Here is a 19,715-nt window from a genome sequence, read left to right as displayed (position 1 = left end):
GTCCTCGTTGCGGCGGGAGATCTCCAGCAGCTGGTTGCGGGTCAGCACCAGCTCGGAGACCATGGTCATCAGATGCTCCAGCGTATCCACGTTGACGCGGATCGACTGGTTGGCGATGCGGTCGCCTTCGGATGCGCCCTCGTCGGCCATCGACTTCTTCGGCGCGGCCTTCTCCTTGGCGGGCTTTGCTTCCTTGGCGGCGGGCGCGGGCGCTTCAACGGCCGGCGCGGGCTCGGCCTTGGCTTCAGCCTTGGCAACGGGCGCGGACGTCGGCGCTTCGATCGCGGTCTCGCGGAAGGCGCGCTCGAGCTCGTCGAGCGAGACTTCGCCCGGACGCAGCGGGCGCTCCAGGGTCTGGTCGATCAGCGACCCCGTGGTCATGTTTGCCGGCGCAGCAGCGGCAACCGGGGCTTCCGGCACCAGCGGCGGCGCCTCAGTGACGGGAGCAGCGGTACCTGCAGCCGGCATCGGCTGCGCCGAGCCCGACATTGCCGCCATGCCCTGCTCGACCATCGCTTCCAGCTTGTCGATGAGATCGCGGTCGGTCCCCTCCGGCTCGGCTTCGGTTGCTTCCAGGCCGGCCAAAATTTCCTTGATGCGGTCGATCGAGGACAGGATCACCGTCACCGCCTGCCCGGTCACCGGCATGCCGTCACGGAATTTGCCCATCAACGTCTCGCCGGCATGGGCCAGCGCTTCCAGCCGCGGCAATCCGAGGAAGCCGCAGGTGCCCTTGATGGTGTGGACCAGGCGGAAGATGTTATCCAGGATCTTGGCGTTGTTCGGCTCCTGCTCGAACTTCACCAACTGGTTGTCGACGGTGTCCAGGCTCTCGCTGGTCTCCGTCAAAAACTCCCGCAACAGATCATCCATGAAAACAGGCCTTCATACAGGGCGGGCACGCACGAATTGTGATGCGCCTATTCGGAATGGGGCCAGCTTCACCGCAAAGCGTTTAATATTGGTTGAGTATGTGCAAAAGAACGGAACCAACAAAGAGATAAGGCGCTCCGGACAAGCCGAAGCGCCTCGTAAAGATTTGATTAAGATGCCGAGCGGGCTGCGCGCGTTTACGAAGCGGTAATGATGATGGCTTCGCCTTCCGGCTTGAGCGTCACGGTGAGACCGCAGGCCTGCGCCAGCAGCCGCGTATAGTAAGGCTGGATCGCATGCGCATCCGCAGCAGGGCCGCGCTCGCCGCTCAGCAGCTCGGAGATGTTCTGCGGCAGGCGCGCATTATGTCCGGTCGCGGTGATGCGGAAGCTCATAGTCTCGCCCTCGCCGATCGGGTCGATCGTCAGCATGCCGCCGCGCGGGATCGTGTGCTGGGACACGACCAGCATGTTGAGCAGCAGCTTGACGCGATTCTTCGGCAGCAGGAGCCGCGGCAGATTCCAGGTGATCGAGCACTTGCCATCCTCGATGTGGCCGCGCGCCATGGTCTGGGCATCGCCGAGATCGATCTGCGCGCCGGAGGAGCCGGCGGCGCCGAAGGCGAGACGGCAGAACTGGAGCCGGGCGGAGGCGGTCTTGGCGCTCTTGCGAATGAGGTCGAGCGCGAATTCGCGATCTTCCGGCTTGGGATCGTCGTCGAGCACTTCGAGCCCGTTGACGATGGCGCCGACGGGGCTGATGAGATCGTGGCAGACCCGCGAGCACAATAGCGCTGCGAGTTCGAGCATATCGGGAGCAGTAGCGGTCGCGGGCGACGAGGCGTCAGACATATAAAGGGGTCCTGGAGGGTTCCTGAAATGCACGGCGCTGGACGCCGCGAATCACGCATGCTTGACGGATGCTGCGGGTTCTAACATTCGCCAGCCCGTGGCAGCTAGCTTGCGATAGGTTCGAAGCGGCCATAAAGGGCGGCGGGCGAATCAACTGAGGGGGACGAGACTTGCTGACGAATGAGGCACACAGGTGAGGATCATCGACGCCGAGGCCGCATCCCGGTTGATGGAGCCGCTCACCGCGCTGGTGGTGAAGGCGGGCGAGGCGATCCTCAGCGTCAACCGCGCGGCGATGCGGATCGACGGCAAGCAGGACGGCTCGCCGGTCACCGAGGCGGACCTTGCCGCCGACCATATCATCGCGGACGGCCTGGCCCGGCTTGCGGGCGACGTTCCGACCCTCTCGGAAGAGCGGACCGAGCTCGCCTCGCCCTCGTTTGATGGCAGCTTCTTCCTGATCGACCCGCTCGACGGCACCAAGGAGTTCGTCGCCGGTCGCGACGAGTTCACCGTCAACCTCGCTTTGGTGACATCAGGCGTGCCGCTGCTGGGCATCGTCAGCGCGCCCGCGCTCGGCCTGCTCTGGCGCGGCATCGTCGGCCGCGGCGCCGAGCGCGTGAGCTTTGACGGCGCTACCATCGGCGTGGCTGAGCCGATCCACACCCGCAAGCTGCCGGCGCAAGGCGAGCCCTGGATCGCAGCGGTGAGCCGCTCGCACGGCGATCCCAGGAGCGAAGCGTTCATCGATAACAGGCCCAACGCCGTCAGGCGGACGGTCGGCTCGGCCGTGAAATTCGGCCGGATCGCGGAAGGCAGCGCCGACATCTACCCCCGCTTCGGGCCCACTTGTGAATGGGACGTCGGGGCCGGCTCTGCGGTCGTGACCGCGGCCGGCGGCAAGGTGACCGACGGCAAGGGCGGCGAGCTCCGCTTCGGCGAGCGGCACGCCAGCGGCTTCATCATCCCGGAGTTCATCGCCTGGGGCGACCCGCGGGCGGCCAAACTCTGAAGGCTGCTACTGACCGAGCCTGTCCTGAAGGGCGGGCCAGCGTTTGCCGACCTCATAGAGGAACCGCTCGGGATTGGCGGCGAAGGCGTCGCGATTGGCTTCCCGGCTGAACAGATAGAGCCGCTGCGCCACGATCGCGAAGAAGCGGGGATTGCCGGCGACGGTCACCCCGCGGGCGATATCGGCGGGGTCGTAGCCGCCGAATTGCGGCCCATAGATTTCGGGATAGGCCAGGAAGGAAGCGCGGTTGCCCTCGTTGCGAAAGCGCCAGACCGCACCCCAGAGGTTCGCCTCGAACTCCGCCGTGCCCCGCAAGGCCCGGCCATCGACGAAATAGGCGACGGGGTCGAACCCTTCGATGGCGACGCCGGTGAAGCGGTTGACGACGACCCGCTCGGTGGTGGCGGCCCCGGCCGGCGTGACCGGGCCGGTGACCCATAGGCCCGACAGCAGGCAGACGAGGAGGCCGATCAAGGCAATTCCGGGGCGCAAAGGGCTATCTTCCTGCCGTTGTGCCGTCATAGTTGCTGCGGATAACATCCGAGTCGAGGGGACATCCGGCGCAACCTAGAGCCTCGCCTGTTGGCGTCAGGTTAAGGAAGCGACCGGTTTCGGTACCAGGGGTTCTTTTATGACTTTCGCATCACGCCTTGCTGCGCTCGCGCTTGCCGCGATGGTCGGCTGGATCGTGCCGGCCTCGGCCCAGCAGGCGCCGCCGCCCAATCTGCCGCCGCCGCAGCGGACCCCGACGCCCAGCACCTACGGGCCGGATGAGCTCGTCGGCGCCGGGCACCGTTTCTTCGGCAACGTCTCGCGCGGGCTCGCCTCCATCATCGAGAAGGCGATCAGCCAATGGGGCCTGCCCAACGGCTATATCCTGGGTGAGGAAGGTTCCGGCGCGTTCGTCGCCGGCCTGCGCTACGGCGAAGGCACGCTCTACACCAAGAACGCCGGCGACTTGCGCGTCTACTGGCAGGGCCCCTCGCTCGGCTTCGACTGGGGCGGCGACGGCGCGCGCACTATGACGCTGGTCTATAACCTGCCCGCCACCAACGCGATCTACCAGCGCTTCGCCGGCCTCGACGGCTCGGCCTACATCATCGGCGGCTTCGGCATGACGGCGCTCACCGCCAACAACATCGTGCTGGTGCCGATCCGCTCCGGGCTCGGCCTCAGGCTAGGCGCCAATATCGGCTATCTCAAATACACGCCGCGTGCGACCTGGAACCCATTCTAAGGTTTTCCTCTCCCATCGGGCTTACGGATCAAGGTTAACGACAGGCCGGGGCTGGCTTTTTGCCGGGCCGCCATGGCATGGTCGTTGGTGAATTTTTCCTTAAGCTTGGGAGTTCTGCCCCATGGTCGAACCGATCATGTACCTGGCGATCGGTTTCCTGCTGTCGATGCTGTGCGGGCTCGCGATCGTGCCGCTGGTGCATAACCGCGCCGTGCGCCTGACCACGCGCCGGTTAGAGGCCGCAACGCCGCTGTCGATGGCCGAGATCCAGGCCGACAAGGACCAGCTCCGGGCCGAATTCGCCATGTCGGCGCGGCGGCTCGAGATGAGCGTCGACCAGCTCAAGAACAAGACCACGAGCCAGCTCGCCGAGCTCGGCAAGAAGAGCGACGCCATCAACCGCATGAAGATCGAGCTCGGCGAGAAGAACGCCACGATCTTCGCGCTGGAGGCGCGCGAGAAGGCGGTGAAGGAGCAGCTCCGCGCCACCGAAGAGGAATTCAACGCCAAGACCGAAGCCTTGCGCGCGGCCGAGAACGCGCTGACCGACAAGCAGAACGAGCTCGCCAAGATCAACTCCGAACTGTCCGACCGCTCGATGATGGCGGAGAGCCGCCAGGTCGAGCTGGTCGCGGTGCGCGCCCAGATCGAGGAATTGAAGAACCGCGTCGGCGATGCCGAGAAGGAATTTGCCGCAACCCAAGCGCGCCTCGCGCAGGAGCGGACCGAATCCGAGACCGCCTCGCGCGAGCTCGGCGATGCCCGCGGCCGGGTCGAGAATCTGAGCCAGCGCGTCACCGAGCTCGATCGCCAGCTGATCGGACAGGTGAAGGAAGCCGAGATGCTGTCGGGCCGCGTCGCCGACCTCGAGGGACGGCTCGCGACGCAAGGCAAGCTGCTCGCCGAGCGCGACTATGAGAACAACCAGCTCCGCCAGGCCCATGAGGGCGATGAGCGCACCATCAAGGAGCTGCGCGTCCAGATCGCCGCCTTGAGCGGCGGCAAATCCTCGGCCGCCATGGAAGCGCTGCGCGCGGAAAAGACCGCGCTCGAGGAGCAGCTGCGCACCGCCCGCGACGAACGCGCCAAACTCCAGCGCGACATCAACGCGATCCAGCAGCAGGCGGAAAGCTCCTGGGCGACCGAGCGCATGGAGAATGCGCTGCTCCGCGAGCGCATCAACGACATCGCCGCCGAGGTGGCAAAACTCGCGATGCAGCTCGAAGGCCCGAACTCGCCGATCGAGGCGCTGCTGGCGGCCGAGGCCGGCCAGCCGCCGAAGCCGGCGCCACGCCCGGCCAACGACGCCGCGACCAACGGCGCGGCCGCAGGCAGCCTGCCCGAAGGCGGCGGAACGCTGGCCGAGCGCATCCGGGCGCTGCAGGCCCACGCCTCCCGCGCCCGCCAGCAGGGCGCGTAAGCGGCCCGAAATCCGCCCTCCCTTGCGAATTTGCGCGACCGGCCAAGGTTTTCCGCCCCCGCGGCGCCTGGAAACTTGACACCTTAAGCCCGCACTTCTAAATCGCGGGCTCCGATGCGCCGGCCGGCCGAACAGGTCCGGCCGTCTGCATGATGGTCCCGGGCGCATAGCTCAGCGGGAGAGCGTTCCCTTCACACGGGAGAGGTCCAAGGTTCGATCCCTTGTGCGCCCACCATTCGTTTCCTGAACCCAGCCGGATGCGGACGATCGCCCAAGCCTCATGGCTGTCGGGACCGTCGGCATCAAAAATGTCGAAAACAACCCCATGCACAGTAGCCGGCCCCAGCCGGATCAATGGGTTGCGCCTTTACCGAACCCTGGTTTGGCTCGTCAGGCAAGACAGGAGCAGGACGGCATGATCTGAAGAGAGGCGCGCGTTCTAATGAGCCATCAGGACAGGCAGCTGCGCATGCTCCATGATATAGCTGGTCGCCCCGCCGAATATCATTTGCCGCAAGCGGGTGCGGGTGAAGGCTCCCTTGATCAAGAGGTCGCAGCCTTCAGCTCTGCAGGCATCGAGCACTGCCTGTCCGGTATCGCGGTTCTCCAGCTCAACCGTTCTCACCTGCGCTGCAATGTCATTGTACCGCAGTTGCTGGAGGATCTGATCGGCAGACGGTCCTGGTACCGCTTGGCCGCCGACGACGGTTAGGACCGATACTCTTTCGGCCAGACGAAGCAACGGCATGGCAAATGCGTTGGCCCGAGCTTGCTCGGTACTGCCGTTCCAGTGGATCATGATGTTTGTTGCGACGCTTCTCGGTGCATTCGATGGCACAAGTAGAACGGGCCTGCCGCTCTCGAACAGCGCGGACTCAATCGCGCGACGGTGGGGGCCCGCAGCATCAATGTCAGACCTTGCCATCACGATCAGATCGAAGGCGCGCCCGTAACTTCCGACAAAGTCTTCGCCCTCAGGCGCGGTCTCCAGCCAGCCGAAGCACGGTCGACCCGATCCGGCAGGGGATCGAGGAACATCGTGCTTCAGCATGAATGCTTCGAAAAAGTCGCGCATGTCGTTCAATTCGGCTTCGCTCTTCACTTCATACGTATCTAACAGAATACCGGTGGCCAATTCCGCGGCTAGATATTGCGGGATGCCGAACCGGAGCGGAAAGCCTTCGATATAGGCGCCGGTACGTTGCGCAAGGCGTACGGCGACATCGAGCGTGGATGTCATCATCGGAATATTCTGAAGCGGGACCAAGAGCGTCTTCATTTTCGACCTCCGGTGTTTGCAGTGGGCAGTGACGCAGGATGCCTAGTTTCGCTTGAATTGATGCCTACGATAATTTCACTTCGCCTCGTTCCGGTTGTCATCAACAATGCTTGCAGTCATGCGACCTGCTCAAGCCTCGCATCGATCTCCTGGCGAAGCGCCGCGAAGTCGATTGGCTTGGTCAACAGGTCGGCTGCGCCGTTCGCCAGCGCCTTGCGCCTGGTCTCGGCGTCACCATAGGCCGTGATCATGATGACCGGTACATCGGGGCGGGCCGAGCGCACGATAGGCAGCAGCTCCAGCCCGCTCATTCCGGGCATGTTGATGTCGGACAGGATCAGAATCAGGGTTGCATCCTCTGTCTCGGCCGCGCGCTGCAACGCCAGCGGTGCCGACGGTACAAATTCCATGCGAAAACGACCGCAGCGCAGATCGCGCCGAAACTGCTGGCGGAACAGCACCTCTACATCGGGCTCGTCGTCAACCACCATTATGAAGACGCTCAACTTCTGCCTCCGGTCTGCAATGGCGCCGCCAGCCTACGCGGCAGCCTGATGATGAACTCCGTATAATCGCCGGGCTCGGTATCGACCTCGATGCTGCCGCCGTGCTGTTTCACGATGATGTCGTGGCAGATTGAAAGGCCAAGGCCAGTTCCTTCGCCTGCGGGCTTGGTCGTGAAGAATGGGTTGAATATCTTCTCTCTCACGTCGGCCGGGATGCCGGCGCCATTGTCGCGAATCCGGATCTCGACGGCGCCGCCGAGGTTTGTGGTCGTCGCGCGCAGCCTTGGCTCGAAGCCGTCGCCGGCGGCGTCCTTTCGTTTGCTCGCCGCGTAGAAGCCGTTTGAAACGAGATTGAGGAACACCCGCGTGATTTCCTGCGGATACAGATCGAGCGCGCCCGCAGACGGATCGAGGTTCCTTTCAAGCGTGATATTGAAGCCTGCTTTCTCGGCGCGCGCTCCGTGATAAGCAAGGTTGAGGCTTTCCTCGAGGATGGCGTTGATATCGGCCGCGCGGCGTTCGCCAGACCCTTCGCGAGAGTGCAGAAGCATATTCTTGACGATGGAATCGGCGCGCGTTCCGTGCTGCACGATCTTTTCCAGGTTGCCTTGCAGCATGTGTATCAGCGCGTCGATGTCCAGCCTTGCTGCCTCGCCGAGCCCGGCCGAACGCAGCGCGTCGCCGAGTTCGTCGATGAGTTCGGAGGAAAGCGCAGCGAAATTGTTGACGAAATTGAGCGGGTTCTTGATCTCATGCGCAATGCCGGCGGTGAGTTGCCCGAGCGAGGCAAGCTTCTCGGTCTGGATCAACCGATCCTGCGCATTTCGCAATTCCTCGAGCGATTGCGACAGTTCCATTGTGCGCTCGCGCAGCTCGTTCAGCAGGCGTGCATTCTCGATCGCGATCACGCCCTGGTGCGCGAAATTGGACACGAGCTCGATCTGCTTGTCTGTGAAGGGTTTCACTTCCTGGCGGAAGATCGTGATGGTCCCGATCAGCTCATCTTCCCTGAGCATCGGCACGATGACGAGCGTCCTTGCGCCGGCAAGGTCGGCAAGCGCGCGAACGTTCGGGTTGCCTTCGACGTAGGGCGGCTGAGTTCTGATATCGTCGATGTGAACCGTCTGATGAGTTTTCTCGACGGTGCCGAGCCCGCTCGCCGGATGGGGACGAATGCTCTGGTACAGCCGGGTATCAACATAAGCTTGCGGCGCGTTGTGCAGTGCGACCGTGCGAAAGCCGCCGTCCTCATAGAGATTCATGGTGCCGAAGCCGGCGCCGCAAATTCGCGTCGCGTTCTCCAGCATTTTGTCGAACACCGGAGTCAATGCGCCCGATGAAGCGCTTATGATCTCCAGCACCTCCGATGTTGCCGTCTGCCGCTCCAACGATTCGTTCAACTGCTCGAACAGACGCACGTTGCCGATGGCGATGACAGCTTGATCTGCGAAAGTCTGAAGCAGAGTGATCTGCTTGTCGTCGAATGGGCGCACCTCCATACGACGCAGTACGATCGCCCCCATGCTCTCGCCTTCGCGCAACAGCGGCACACTCAAAACAGTCCGAACGTTGGAGCGAACCGCATATTCGCGTCCTATCGGGTATTCCTCTCCATCGGGCCCAAGCAAGTCGCGCACTTGAACGGTGCGACGATCGACAATCGCCCGGCCGGTGGGCGATTTGACACTGATCGCCCGCCGGCTCCACACCACGGGAACTTGTCCATGGTGCGCCTCGATGACGATATCTTCGCCATCCCTCAGAACCACCAGGGCGTCATATGCCTCGCAGAGCCCGCATGCGCTTTCCACGATCGCCTTGAGCACCGGACCGACCTCGGTCGGCGAGGAAGCGATAACCCGCAAGATATTGGCGCTGCCGGTCTGGTACGTCAGCGCCTCGGACAGATCCCGCGTCCTGGTCTGCAATTGTTCGAACAGCCGTACATTCTCGATGGCGATCACGGCCTGGTCGGCAAAGGTCTGCACGATCTCAATCTGTCGCGGGGTAAACGGGCCCGGCTCCGGTCGCGCCAAACTGAGCACCCCGATCGCGGCGCCCTCGCGTACCAGAGGTATGTTGAGGGTCGCGCGATAGCCGCCGATTCTCGCGAGGTCATGCCGCGAGAAGTCGGGGTCTTTCATGAGATCGGCGACATGGTCGACCCGGCCAGTGAGCGCAGCCCGGCCGCTCGGCGTGTCGCGGCTCGGCGCAAGCGGTTGGCTCTTGCGTAGCGCGACCCATTCCGGTGGGTTGTTATGGGCGGCCTCCAGGTGCAGCAGCCCATCGCGAATGAGATAGATCGCTGCTCTGGGGTCGCCGCAGAGCCGTGCGGCCGAGCTGACAAGCGTTTCGAGAACATTGGGCAAGTCGAACGCCGAACGGCTGATTACCTTGAGCACGTCGGCCGTTGCGGTCTGCTGGCGCAGCGACTCGCTGAGATCCTCACTGCGTTGGCGCAATTCCTTGAGCAACCGCGCATTCTCGATGGCGATCACGGCCTGGTCGGCAAATGTGGCGACCAGCTCGATCTGTTTTTCCGTGAAGGGCTGCACGCGCTTGCGAGCGATCACGAGCGCGCCGATCGGCTCATTTTCGCGCATGAGGGGAACACTGAGCGCCGTGCGCTGACCAGCCATGGTCGTCGACTCGCGCAGCCCGTATTCGGGGTCGGCAGCGACATCGAGGATCTGCACCGGGCGGCGCTCGAGTACGGCCCGGCCTGTAACCGTGCTCCGGCCGGGCGTAATCGGGTGCCCCTGCAGAAACGCGATGTATTCCTCCGAAAATCCCACCGCTGCTCCGGCCTGGTACTCATCGCCCTCGCGACGCATGATGAACGCCATCTCCGCTTCGCACAGCCGTGCCGCCGAATCGACCAGCGTGTTGAGCACGGTCTGCAGATCGAAGGTCGAGCGGCTGATCACCTTCAGCACGTCTGCAGTTGCGGTCTGCTGCTGGAGCGATTCGGCGAGATCGCGGGTCTTCGCTTGGACCTCATCGAACAGCCGGACATTCTCAATCGCGATCACGGCCTGATCGGCAAAAGTGGAGACCAGGTCGATCTGCTTGTCCGTGAACGAGTTCACGGCCTTGCGACCCAGGAACAGCACGCCGATCGTTTCTCCGGATCGAAGCAAAGGTACGCCCAGGAGGGTCCGGTAACCGCCGGCCCTCTGCTGCTCGGGATAAGCGTATTCGGGATCGGCCACGACATCCTGGATCTGGACAGCCTTGCCGGACAGCAGGACGCGCCCAACCACGCTGCCGCGTCCAGCATTGAGTCGAATGCCCGCCGAGACTTCGGCCCACTCGGGCGAGAAATTGTACCGAGTTGCATGATAGAAGGCGCCGTCGGCGTCCCGCCGGACGATTGCCGCCATGTCGGCACCACTCAGCCACGCCGCCGATTCCGTGAGCGTGTCGAGGACGGTTTGCAAATCAAACGCGGAGCGGCTGATGACCTTCAACACATCGGCGGTCGCCGTCTGCTGCTGCAGCGATTGCCGCAAGTCGTCAGTGCGCGCCTGCACCTCATCGAACAGCCGCGCATTCTCGATGGCGATAACGGCCTGATCGGCGAAGGTCTGCAGAAGTTGCACATGATGCGGAGCGAAGTTACCGGGCTCGACCCGCGTTACGCTGATCATGCCGATCACCACGCCTCCGGTCGCGAGCGGAACGAACAACATGCTGCGAAAGCCGCGGGCGCGCGCGATGAATTTGATGTCGTTTGTCAGCGCTTCGGTATCGGGGGTCGGCACCACCTTACCGGCCCGCGTCCTTTCAAAACTCTCGAAATCGGCAATCGGCCGCGGAAACATCTGCTGCAAAGCATGATCGGCGGCAGAATTGGTCGGCGTGAAGGCCGCCAAATGGGCAGTGCCGTCGATGAAGCGGAATACGGTCGTCGAAAAGCCGCCGAGCAAGGCATTGGCGCGCCTCGCAATCGCATCGAATACCGGCTTTACCTCCGATGGCGAACTGGCAATGATTTTGAGGATGTCCGCGGTGGCGGTCTCGCGATCTTGTGCGGCGCGCAATTCGGCCAGGAGCCGCGCGTTCTCGTGCTGCAATTCCGCCACAACGCCCTGAGGAAGCGCGGCCATGATGAAAATCCAGGTCGCCAGCCGGTTCGCGGCCGACGTCAAAATCCAATCAAGAAAGCGTCGGAATTATTCCACCATCAGGTGCCTCCGACCAGACGTATCGTTAGTTGATTTTCAATCGACCACGCGTCAATTCGCCTCCTCGATCTACCGAAGCAGCGAGCTCCACAAGTCGCGCTGCTTTGGTCCACATGGTGGCAGATCGCCGGATCCAAGTGCGGCTATTGCGGCGGCTGATTTCGGACCGCCTCTGATCTCCCAATGCGAGATACGGGTTGATTTAATTTTGCGCTAGCTTTTTCCGCACCAATGCTTCAGACTTGCCTTTATTATGGATTTAATTTTAAGGGCGTTCCGATGGGAAAACCTGCCGTTTCCCGCGATGCTTTCCGTGGGCTGTTTGCTTTATATGCTGCGAGGGCGCATCACGACCGTAAGACCGAGGGCGAACATTGTCTCTTGAAGCTGTTCGGATCTGCGGAAGATTTACCCGATGCTTTACCGCTGCAGTGTTCGGACAGAGCTGAGCTGCTCCGCTCTGAAACTGTTGGTCGCTTGGTGAGCCCGCGCGTCCGTCAAATCACGAACGGCAACGCTCAATATGACCATGCCAGCGACTTTCTGCACTCGCTACTGAGAGACCTTGAGCAAAAAGTGCACTAATCGATACTCGCTGCGCTATCGTCGCTGATCCAGGAGCAATTGAATCTGGTGATGCGAGCCGACTCATGCTGGGCGAAGCGGAGCGATCAATCAGCTGCACCAGATACCCGGAGCATGGCAGGGAAGCCTACGGGCCAACGCGACGAGCCAAATGTTATGTCCGTTTACGATCCACTACGGGAAGAGCTACAGCGCACAGGAGCGCAAACGATTCGGCTCACGTTCTCGGAAATTGAAGCAATTCTCGGCAGACCGTTGCCGCCGTCAGCGTACAAGTTCAATGCCTGGTGGGGAAACAGTTTGCGCAAAGCTGGGCACACGCAATCTATGGCTTGGCTCCATGCCGGCTTTGCGGCCAGGGTTTCATTAAGACAGCGAGCTGTGGAGTTCATCGATCTTGAAGAACTTCACCGCGCTGGGCTGTGCGCTGCCCGTACCGACAAGGTCCATCAGAGATCATCGCCAGAAGCGCACGTCAGGAGCGCATCGCGTCAATCGCGTGGGCTATCAGGACCGCAACGCTGACGCCGATAAGAATAACGAGGACCCAGTTCAAAAACACGTTCGCCTCCACCTTTGGAATTGAACGCGAGCAACTGTGCACAGTCAAAAACAACCGGCCAAAATCATTAATTTCGGCTTGGGTTGAGGATTCAATGTAACTGTTGCGTCCGTTGTCGGCCCTATCGATGGAATGCCATGAATAGAAGAACACCGACAACGCACGCCGCGAGCGAGAGCAAGTAAATACCCACGGCAAATCCCGACTCATCTCGAACTGGAGATTTAAATGGGAACTCGCATTATGCGTCGGTCAAGCCCAAAGCTTACTGGAAACGGTTGATATGACCTTTAAGCTTCCTGCTGCGGCAATCATGGCACGGCAGCCGAAAGTCTCTGCCGCGACACTCCAGCTTTAAATGACTGAATTAAAAGCACTTTACCACGGAAACCAGGTTTGATTTAATTCCGCTCTCACGCGACTGCAACCGGCGCATTCAAAGCAAGAAGCGCGCGATTTGCGTTGCTCGCACACGCCTTGCCGACGCCTTTTTCCACATTTATGACAAGCGACCTCGGTTTGGGGCCGAGGTCGCCAACCTTGGGGAAGGTTTGCTCCCGACGGGGGCTTTTGATTTGGGGACTTGTCGGGAGCTTGGATTCGACTCGGAATTGGGAAAGTCGTTCCGCTTACCGAGCAAATAAAAGCGGCCTCAGCGAACGGGTGCCGGGGCCGCTGCATTTCCGACCATTCATTCAGCTCACCTGTCCTATCGGGGCTCGTCCTCATAGTCATCGGACTTGTAGGCGCTATCGGTCCACAGCAGCCCTGGCCGCGCGTTCTTGAAGCAGTCTGGGCCGCTGAGGCCGGCTGGGCTCTGCTTCGGCCTAGAGAGCCCATGGGCCGGAGCAAAACAGCAATCCACACTTCACGGTCGCGTGCACGAAACCATTTTGGCGGCCAAACGAAGCGGCGTTGAAACATCGCCGTCCGATGCTGAGATGGAGTGAGGGAGGATTAAATGCGCAGCCTAATTTTCGGGGTAGTGCTCGTAGCGCTAGCAACGATCGGATCTTCATCTTTTGTTTCGGCCGCTCTTTCGGCAACGCGGGATGCGAAGTCCGCAACGATCTCAACGCGGTTCGCGCCAGCACCAAATGCTGCCTGCACTTTCGCCCCCAGGCCGCGGGCGGGTTTGAGCGTGCGTTCTTGAGCGGCTGTTTTCCAAACCATGGAACGGCACTCCGCTGGTCGATCAGAACCTGATTCAATCTCAACGGCTTGAACGAACAACAATTGCAACCAAGGATAATTGCGCATTGCGCGTAGCTTGGGGATACCTGCTACTAGGTCAACGCATCTGCATTTTCCGAATCGACGTTCCATGGTCGCTGGCTCATGCGTCGTATTCGGGGGTGCAGGTGTGAGCCAGTTTCTATCAATGCTGCTTCTAACAACAGCCGTGGTTCTAACCGTCTGCTTCGGGGTGGCGGCCTGGCGCCTCTCTGACGAAAAGGACACCGACATCACTGGCCAGATCGCGCGCCAGTCGTACGGATGGAAAGCGGCACCGGCCAGATAACCTTTTCGCTTGCCTCCCGCGCGCTCTCTGGCCTGAAATGCCGGCTGCGCTTCCCTGGCACGGTCCTTGCCAATCCCGGCCTATCTTTACCGGTCCTGGCAGGGAGCCGTTTCGCGATGAAACAGAAATCTCGAACCCCAAAGCCGCAAAGGCCTACTCTGGCACACATAGCTTCCGATTTGGTGAGATTGCTTAAGGCAATACAGGATCTCGAGGGCCTCAGAGAGAAAGTCCGGCTAGCAGAAGCCGCTCGCGTATTGCACTAAGCCTGGCGGGTAAAGGCGCATTATTAGCGTGTGGCTAGATCAGCGCCGTCGCCCTGAAGCCTGTCGATTGCAGGCGATCACGGCGCCCGCCGGCGGAGGTGTAAGACGGAGCAAGCTTCAGGCAACCCGCTCCGACCGCCAGGCCGCGTAGAGACCAACAAGCGTCCCCATGGCGGCCAGCGCTGCCGCCAGCAGCACCTGCAATTCGCCGTCATCAGCAGGGCCGACGGACGATACCAACCTGGTCACGATCACGAACAGAATGCCCACGGCGGCGGCTGCGCCCACACAGAGATAGGCGAGCTCCCGCGTCAGGCTGCGGCCGAGAAGTCCGAGCGCCGTGAAATACATCGCGCAGGCGTTGGGATGAACGAACAAGGCGATGCGGGCGTAAGCGCCATAAGCGTCGAACAGGGACTCACATCGGCGCAGGGCCGCCTTCGAGGCCACCCGCTGCAGGAACGGCCTGAAGAACCGAGCCTGTCCGTAACTCAAGACGGCGCCCAGGATGATGGCGAGCCACGCCACGACAAAGACGGAAGCATCCGCCGACTTCGGATTGAGCGCCACGGACATCAGGATGAGGGCGGTTCCGGGAAAATAGCCAAAATACGGGAAGACCGACTCCAGCAGCACGCAGACGAACATGAAGACCAGAAACCATGACGACCCTGTCGCGCCATGGACGATGGCGTTCAGATCGAAAAGGTTCGTCCTGTACAGGACGAGGTACATGCACATGGCCAGTACAGCCAGCGCGTAGAACGGCAACGCTCCCGACAGAAACCGTCTCATCCAACCATCGGGCTTTGTTTCGCGGACACGGCGGAGACCATCGATATCAGGACAAGACAACGGAAACGCATGGCTCATGCTTTAGGCGAATGGGATTGCTCCCGCAATCCTCGCCTCACCCTGCACACCCCATGCAATCGATCAAATCTCCATGTTTCTGCGCGCCTGAAGTGCCGGACGCGGGTCATTCCGTTCGACTTGCCGATTCGACTTGCCGATTCGGCTTGCCGTTCTACTTGCCGCGGTATCGCAGCGCCTCTACCAGCAGCGAGAAGGCCGGGGAAGGCTGGCGCCGGCTGGCATAGTAGAGATGGTATCCCGAGAACGGCGGACACCAATCCGAGAGCACGCGGACAAGACGTCCCTCTGACAAATACGGCTGCACATGTGCCTCGGTGAGGTAGGCAAGGCCGAGGCCCTTCAACGCTCCGTTCAAGAGAAGCCCCGCGCTGTTGAACACGAGCTGGCCCTCCACCCGCACATTGAGCTCCCGCCCGTTCTTCTCGAATTCCCAGGCATAGAGGCTGCCGCCGTGCGTGGGCAGGCGCAGATTGAGGCAATTATGCTGGGTCAGATCCTGCGGTGTCTTCGGGCGCTTGCGGCCAGCAAAGTAGGACGGAGAGCCGACGACGGCCATCCGGAGATCGGGGCTGACGCGCACGGCGATCATGTCCTTGGCGACAAGCTCGCCGGGACGGATGCCCGCATCGACCTGCTGCGCGACGATGTTGGTGAGCCCGTAGTCGATGATGATCTCGACATGGATGTCGGGGTATTTCGGCAGGAGCTTTCCCAGCGCCGGCAGCAGGATTTCGCTGGCGGCATATTCCGTCGCGGTCAGCCGCACGGTTCCGGCAGGCTTTTCGCGAAACTCGCCGAGGGCAGCGAGATCGTTGTCCATCTCGGTAAACTTGGGGCCGATGCTCTGGAACAGCCGCTCGCCGGCCTGCGTCGGCGTGACGCTCCGCGTCGTTCGATTGAGCAGCCTGACACCCAGCCGCTCCTCCAGATTCCGGATGATCTGGCTCAGCGCGGACTGTGTCATGCCCAGCTTCGCCGCCGCGCGCGTGAAGTTGCGCTCCCGCGCCACGGCCAGGAAGGCAAGAAGGTCGCTCGCGTCGTCCCGATGCATTGATTAGCGGCTCTAATAACTTCATTCGAAATCTATCACCTAATCAAGGCACGGCGAAGGTCCTAGGTTCGGAGCATCCACCAGGAGCCCTGAATGAGCATGCCCATGACAGCCATGCAGCCCGTCGCCTCGCTTCGCGTCACGGCGAATTTGCTGCCGATCATGGCGGTTGTCTTCGCAGTCTTCCTCGTCATCGGCATGGCGATGCCCGTGCTTCCGCTTCATGTGCACGACGGATTGGGGTTCGGCACGTTCGTGGTCGGCCTGGTCGCCGGCAGCCAATTCGCGGCATCCCTGGTCTCGCGGCCATGGGCCGGTCACGTCTCGGACAGGAGCGGGGCGAAGCGCGGTGTCATCGCCGGCCTCATCGCGGCCGCGGCGTCCGGGCTGTTCTACCTGCTCTCGCTCGGCTTCACTGGGGCTCCACTGGCCTCGGTGACCATTCTGCTGCTGGGCCGCGGCCTGCTCGGCGCCGCCGAGAGCTTCATCATCACGGCCGCGGTCAGTTGGGGGCTGGTCCTCGTCGAGAGCGGCAACACCGGCAAGGTCATCGCCTGGGTCGGTTCGGCGATGTTCGCCGCCTTCGCTATCGGCGCCCCCGCAGGCTCAGCGCTTTACGCCGCCTACGGCTTTGCCGCGATCGCGCTCGCGACGACGGCAGCGCCGCTGCTGGCTCTGCTGTTCGTGGTGCAGCTTCCCGCGGCGGCCCCGGTGCAGCAAGTGCGCCTGTCGTTCGCCAAAGTGCTCGGCGCGGTATGGGTGCCGGGCCTCGGATCGGCCCTCGGCAGCGTCGGCTTCGGCGCGGTGACGACGTTCGTCGCCTTGCTGTTTGCCAGCCGGGGATGGGCCAATGGATGGCTTGCTTACACGGCCTATGCCCTCGCCTTCATCCTGGCGCGCGTCTTGTTCAGTCATCTGGCCGATGCGATCGGCGGCGCCAGGGTTGCGCTTCTCTGCGCCCTGGTCGAAGCCGCCGGGCAGGCCCTGATCTGGCTTGCGGCACGACCCGAGATGGCGCTGGCCGGTGCCGCGCTCACCGGATTCGGCTTTTCGCTGATCTATCCCGGCTTCGGCGTCGAGGCCGTGCGCCGCGTCCCCGTGCAGAACCGCGGCCTGGCCATGGGCGCCTACACCGCCTTTCTCGACCTGGCCCAGGGGATCGCGAGCCCGGCGCTTGGATTGATCGCCACCGGAGCAAGGCTGAACGTTTTGTTTCTCGCCAGCGCCGTCACCGTGCTCTGCGCCGCGCTGGTCGCCTGGTGGCTGCTGGCGCACCCGTTCACCGTCGAAGGACATCCGCAATGAGAACGCTCGCAACCACCTTGTTGTCATTCTGGCTCATCGCCGGCGGCCCGGTCGCCGCGGACACGGCAGCCGTCAAAGGAGCAAATCCCATGTCGACATCGGAAGACATCCGCGCCGTTGCGCCGGCGCTCGAAGCCTACGCGCAAAAGTTCGTCATCGGCGATCTCTGGAAGCGTCCCGGTCTTTCGCCGCGAGACCGCAGCATCGTCACGGTCGCGGCGCTGATCGCGCGCAACCAGACCGTGGAGCTGCCGGACTATCTCGCAGGCGCGCTCGACAACGGGGTGAAGCCGGCGGAGATATCGGAGATCATCACGCACCTCGCCTTCTACACCGGCTGGGCCAACGCGGTGGATGCGATCCCGGCGGCGCGCGACGTCTTCAAGAGCCGCAACATCGGGGCTGATCAGCTCCCGCCGGCCTCTGGGCCGCAACTGCCGCTCGACGAAGCCGCGGAGAAGCAGCGGGCGACCCGCGTCGGCGAGCAGTTTGGGCAGATCACGCCAAGCCTCGTCCAGTACACGACCGACGTGCTGTTCCGCGACCTCTGGCTGAGGCCGGCGCTGGCGCCACGCGACCGCAGCCTGGTCACCGTGAGCGCTCTCATCGCGACCGGTCAGGTCGCGCAGATCACCTATCATTTGAACCGCGCGATGGATAACGGGTTGACGCGGGAGGAAGCCGGCGAGGTGCTCGGCCATCTCGCCTTCTACGCCGGCTGGCCCAACGCATTCTCCGCGGCGCCGGTGATCAAGGACGTCGTCGAAAAGCGGCAGCGCTGAGCGGAGACGTGCCGTGGTCAGGCGCAGGGACGTGCTCATTGGCGGCAGCGCCGCCGTTATCATCGGAATTCGCCGCGCGCAGGCGCGCGCGTCGGACGCACAGGAGACGCACATGACCATGGACTTGGACATCGACATCAAGCGAAACGGATCGCGCCCGTGCCAGAAGGGGCCGCAGGACTGGTTCACCGGCGCGGTACGCATCGACCCGCTGTTCCAGGCCCCCGATCCGGCTCGGGTGGGCGCGGGCCAGGTCACGTTCGAACCGGGTGCCCGCACCGCCTGGCATACGCATCCGCTCGGACAGACGCTCATCGTCACAGCGGGACTGGGTTGGGTTCAGCGCGAAGGCGGAACCATCGAGGAGATCCGGCCGGGCGACGTCGTGTGGTTTCCGCCGGGACTGAAGCATTGGCATGGCGCCTCGCCGACGACGGCGATGACCCATATTGCCATCCAGGAATCCTCCGGCGGCAAGAACGTCGACTGGATGGAGAAAGTGAGCGACGAACAATATCGGAAGTGATGGCGGGCGCTGTAGAGTGCGTCCTGAAACATCCGGAGAAGCAGCGCATGGCGATCATCTTCATCACCGGCAGCACGGACGGCCTCGGCCGGGCAGCGGCGCAATCGCTCGTTGATCAAGGTCACCGCGTGGTGCTGCACGCGCGGTCGGCGGATCGCGCCGCCGGTATCGGCGCGTTCGCGCCGCGTTGCGCCGGGATCGTGGTCGGCGATCTCCGCAGTGCCGCAGATGCAAGAAGCATCGCAGATCAGGTCAACGCAATCGGGCGCATGGATGCGATCATCCACAACGCCGGCGTCTACACACGGCCTAGCCGTGGCGCGACGCCGGAAGGCCATGCCGAAACCCTGGCGATCAACACGCTTGCGCCGTACATGCTGACGGCCCTGATCGAGCTGCCCGACCGATTGGTGTATCTCAGCAGCGGATTGCACCGCGGTGGAGAGGGCTCGCTCGACGACCTCGATTGGACAGAGCGGGCCTGGGATTCGGCCAAGGCCTATGCCGAGAGCAAGCTGCACGTTGTCGCGCTCGCGTTCGGTCTGGCACGACGCTGGCCCAAGGTCCTGAGCAACGCCGTCGATCCCGGATGGGTACGCACCAAGATGGGTGGCTCGGGCGCCCCGGTCGATCTCCACACCGGACAACAGACGCAAGCCTGGCTCGCGGTGAGCGAGGAGCCCGCCGCTCTGGTCAGCGGGCGCTACTGGCATCATCTTCGGCGGGAGGAGCCGGCCGGTGAGGCGACCGATCCGGATTTTCAGGACGCACTCATCGAAAGATTGGGCAGGCTGACCGGAGTTCTGCTTCCGCAGGCCTAAAGCGCGATGCGATTTGGATGAATCATCATCGCGCTTTAGGTTGTTGTTTGCGCA

The 19,715-nt window shown here is 62.7% G+C and carries 18 protein-coding genes and 1 tRNA gene; 10 read left to right on the top strand and 9 right to left on the bottom strand.

The genetic code is table 11. The features are described from left to right. Together BM190_RS27910 and chpT are read right to left on the bottom strand one after the other, a co-directional pair. The coding region (locus BM190_RS27910; protein ID WP_177237320.1) for an Hpt domain-containing protein at positions 1-873 on the bottom strand (873 nt) is incomplete at its 3' end. A 197-nt stretch (positions 874-1,070) separates the two neighbouring features. Beyond that, positions 1,071-1,724, bottom strand: a complete 654-nt coding sequence (chpT, locus tag BM190_RS27905; protein WP_026202749.1) for a histidine phosphotransferase ChpT — start codon at positions 1,722-1,724, stop codon at positions 1,071-1,073. A gap of 229 nt (positions 1,725-1,953) precedes the next feature. Between chpT and BM190_RS27900 the strand changes: the two genes are divergently transcribed. Further along, a complete protein-coding gene (locus BM190_RS27900) occupies positions 1,954-2,736 on the top strand; it encodes a 3'(2'),5'-bisphosphate nucleotidase CysQ family protein (protein WP_092260834.1) in 783 nt (260 codons plus the stop codon). Positions 2,737-2,742: 6 nt separating this feature from the next. On the opposite strand, the gene BM190_RS27895 is transcribed toward BM190_RS27900, so the two are convergent. After that, positions 2,743-3,228: a YHS domain-containing (seleno)protein gene (locus BM190_RS27895; protein ID WP_092260794.1), complete on the bottom strand. Its 486-nt coding sequence runs from the start codon at positions 3,226-3,228 to the stop codon at positions 2,743-2,745. A 139-nt stretch (positions 3,229-3,367) separates the two neighbouring features. Here BM190_RS27895 and BM190_RS27890 point away from each other — a divergent pair, with 139 nt between their 5' ends. The 3 genes from BM190_RS27890 to BM190_RS27880 all read left to right on the top strand — a co-directional run bounded on the left by BM190_RS27890 (position 3,368) and on the right by BM190_RS27880 (position 5,628). After that, complete coding sequence (locus BM190_RS27890) at positions 3,368-3,973, top strand: DUF1134 domain-containing protein (protein WP_018322430.1); 606 nt, start codon at positions 3,368-3,370, stop codon at positions 3,971-3,973. 121 nt (positions 3,974-4,094) lie between these two features. Further along, positions 4,095-5,393 (top strand): coiled-coil domain-containing protein, encoded by a 1,299-nt coding sequence (locus tag BM190_RS27885; protein WP_018322431.1) that lies wholly within the window; start codon positions 4,095-4,097, stop codon positions 5,391-5,393. Positions 5,394-5,553: 160 nt separating this feature from the next. Continuing rightward, positions 5,554-5,628: transfer RNA gene (locus tag BM190_RS27880), tRNA-Val, on the top strand. A gap of 204 nt (positions 5,629-5,832) precedes the next feature. Here BM190_RS27880 and BM190_RS27875 read toward each other — a convergent pair. The 3 genes from BM190_RS27875 to BM190_RS27865 form a co-directional block, all read right to left on the bottom strand. Next, positions 5,833-6,672 (bottom strand): universal stress protein, encoded by an 840-nt coding sequence (locus BM190_RS27875; protein ID WP_092260792.1) that lies wholly within the window; start codon positions 6,670-6,672, stop codon positions 5,833-5,835. A 116-nt stretch (positions 6,673-6,788) separates the two neighbouring features. After that, positions 6,789-7,178: a response regulator gene (locus BM190_RS27870; RefSeq protein WP_092260790.1), complete on the bottom strand. Its 390-nt coding sequence runs from the start codon at positions 7,176-7,178 to the stop codon at positions 6,789-6,791. Beyond that, positions 7,175-11,287, bottom strand: a complete 4,113-nt coding sequence (locus tag BM190_RS27865) for a GAF domain-containing protein (RefSeq protein ID WP_244550747.1) — start codon at positions 11,285-11,287, stop codon at positions 7,175-7,177. Before BM190_RS27865 ends, BM190_RS27870 begins: the two co-directional genes overlap by 4 nt. A gap of 357 nt (positions 11,288-11,644) precedes the next feature. Here BM190_RS27865 and BM190_RS27860 point away from each other — a divergent pair, with 357 nt between their 5' ends. Together BM190_RS27860 and BM190_RS41940 are read left to right on the top strand one after the other, a co-directional pair. Beyond that, on the top strand, positions 11,645-11,950 hold the full coding sequence (locus BM190_RS27860) for a hypothetical protein (RefSeq protein WP_244550746.1): 306 nt from the start codon (positions 11,645-11,647) through the stop codon (positions 11,948-11,950). A 51-nt stretch (positions 11,951-12,001) separates the two neighbouring features. Beyond that, on the top strand, positions 12,002-12,475 hold the full coding sequence (locus BM190_RS41940) for a DUF7662 domain-containing protein (RefSeq protein ID WP_502687011.1): 474 nt from the start codon (positions 12,002-12,004) through the stop codon (positions 12,473-12,475). 994 nt (positions 12,476-13,469) lie between these two features. Here the strand turns inward: BM190_RS41940 and BM190_RS39795 are convergent. The 3 genes from BM190_RS39795 to BM190_RS27845 form a co-directional block, all read right to left on the bottom strand. Then, entirely contained in the window at positions 13,470-13,838 is a 369-nt protein-coding gene (locus BM190_RS39795; protein WP_143109092.1) for a hypothetical protein, read from the bottom strand. Between the two features lie 579 nt (positions 13,839-14,417). Continuing rightward, positions 14,418-15,095: an SNARE-associated domain-containing protein gene (locus BM190_RS27850; RefSeq protein WP_092260782.1), complete on the bottom strand. Its 678-nt coding sequence runs from the start codon at positions 15,093-15,095 to the stop codon at positions 14,418-14,420. A 232-nt stretch (positions 15,096-15,327) separates the two neighbouring features. Further along, on the bottom strand, positions 15,328-16,227 hold the full coding sequence (locus BM190_RS27845; RefSeq protein WP_092260780.1) for a LysR family transcriptional regulator: 900 nt from the start codon (positions 16,225-16,227) through the stop codon (positions 15,328-15,330). Positions 16,228-16,326: 99 nt separating this feature from the next. Between BM190_RS27845 and BM190_RS27840 the strand changes: the two genes are divergently transcribed. The 4 genes from BM190_RS27840 (at position 16,327) to BM190_RS27825 (ending at position 19,661) form a co-directional block, all read left to right on the top strand. Then, a complete protein-coding gene (locus tag BM190_RS27840) occupies positions 16,327-17,532 on the top strand; it encodes an arabinose transporter (RefSeq protein ID WP_502687010.1) in 1,206 nt (401 codons plus the stop codon). Next, positions 17,529-18,314 (top strand): carboxymuconolactone decarboxylase family protein, encoded by a 786-nt coding sequence (locus tag BM190_RS27835; protein WP_092260776.1) that lies wholly within the window; start codon positions 17,529-17,531, stop codon positions 18,312-18,314. The genes BM190_RS27840 and BM190_RS27835 overlap by 4 nt, the downstream gene beginning before the upstream one ends. A 130-nt stretch (positions 18,315-18,444) precedes the next feature. Then, entirely contained in the window at positions 18,445-18,840 is a 396-nt protein-coding gene (locus BM190_RS27830; protein ID WP_210189095.1) for a (R)-mandelonitrile lyase, read from the top strand. 47 nt (positions 18,841-18,887) lie between these two features. Further along, positions 18,888-19,661 (top strand): SDR family NAD(P)-dependent oxidoreductase, encoded by a 774-nt coding sequence (locus BM190_RS27825; RefSeq protein ID WP_092260774.1) that lies wholly within the window; start codon positions 18,888-18,890, stop codon positions 19,659-19,661. Positions 19,662-19,715: the final 54 nt, after the last annotated feature.

It is taken from the genome of Bradyrhizobium sp. Rc3b (genome assembly GCF_900114915.1).
Taxonomy (GTDB): Bacteria; Pseudomonadota; Alphaproteobacteria; order Rhizobiales; family Xanthobacteraceae; genus Bradyrhizobium.
Note: the sequence above shows the minus strand (reverse complement) of the source record. Positions and strands in the feature narration are given on the sequence as shown.

What these genes read in the sequence shown, in the direction of transcription:
- chpT (WP_026202749.1), bottom strand. Translation starts at nt 1,724, where the DNA reads ATGTCTGACGCCTCGTCGCCCGCGACCGCTACTGCTCCCGATATGCTC.
- BM190_RS27900 (WP_092260834.1), top strand. Translation starts at nt 1,954, where the DNA reads ATGGAGCCGCTCACCGCGCTGGTGGTGAAGGCGGGCGAGGCGATCCTC.
- BM190_RS27890 (WP_018322430.1), top strand. Translation starts at nt 3,368, where the DNA reads ATGACTTTCGCATCACGCCTTGCTGCGCTCGCGCTTGCCGCGATGGTC.
- BM190_RS27885 (WP_018322431.1), top strand. Translation starts at nt 4,095, where the DNA reads ATGGTCGAACCGATCATGTACCTGGCGATCGGTTTCCTGCTGTCGATG.
- BM190_RS27875 (WP_092260792.1), bottom strand. Translation starts at nt 6,672, where the DNA reads ATGAAGACGCTCTTGGTCCCGCTTCAGAATATTCCGATGATGACATCC.
- BM190_RS27865 (WP_244550747.1), bottom strand. Translation starts at nt 11,287, where the DNA reads ATGGCCGCGCTTCCTCAGGGCGTTGTGGCGGAATTGCAGCACGAGAAC.
- BM190_RS27860 (WP_244550746.1), top strand. Translation starts at nt 11,645, where the DNA reads ATGGGAAAACCTGCCGTTTCCCGCGATGCTTTCCGTGGGCTGTTTGCT.
- BM190_RS41940 (WP_502687011.1), top strand. Translation starts at nt 12,002, where the DNA reads ATGCGAGCCGACTCATGCTGGGCGAAGCGGAGCGATCAATCAGCTGCA.
- BM190_RS39795 (WP_143109092.1), bottom strand. Translation starts at nt 13,838, where the DNA reads ATGGAACGTCGATTCGGAAAATGCAGATGCGTTGACCTAGTAGCAGGT.
- BM190_RS27850 (WP_092260782.1), bottom strand. Translation starts at nt 15,095, where the DNA reads ATGAGACGGTTTCTGTCGGGAGCGTTGCCGTTCTACGCGCTGGCTGTA.
- BM190_RS27845 (WP_092260780.1), bottom strand. Translation starts at nt 16,227, where the DNA reads ATGCATCGGGACGACGCGAGCGACCTTCTTGCCTTCCTGGCCGTGGCG.
- BM190_RS27840 (WP_502687010.1), top strand. Translation starts at nt 16,327, where the DNA reads ATGCCCATGACAGCCATGCAGCCCGTCGCCTCGCTTCGCGTCACGGCG.
- BM190_RS27835 (WP_092260776.1), top strand. Translation starts at nt 17,529, where the DNA reads ATGAGAACGCTCGCAACCACCTTGTTGTCATTCTGGCTCATCGCCGGC.
- BM190_RS27825 (WP_092260774.1), top strand. Translation starts at nt 18,888, where the DNA reads ATGGCGATCATCTTCATCACCGGCAGCACGGACGGCCTCGGCCGGGCA.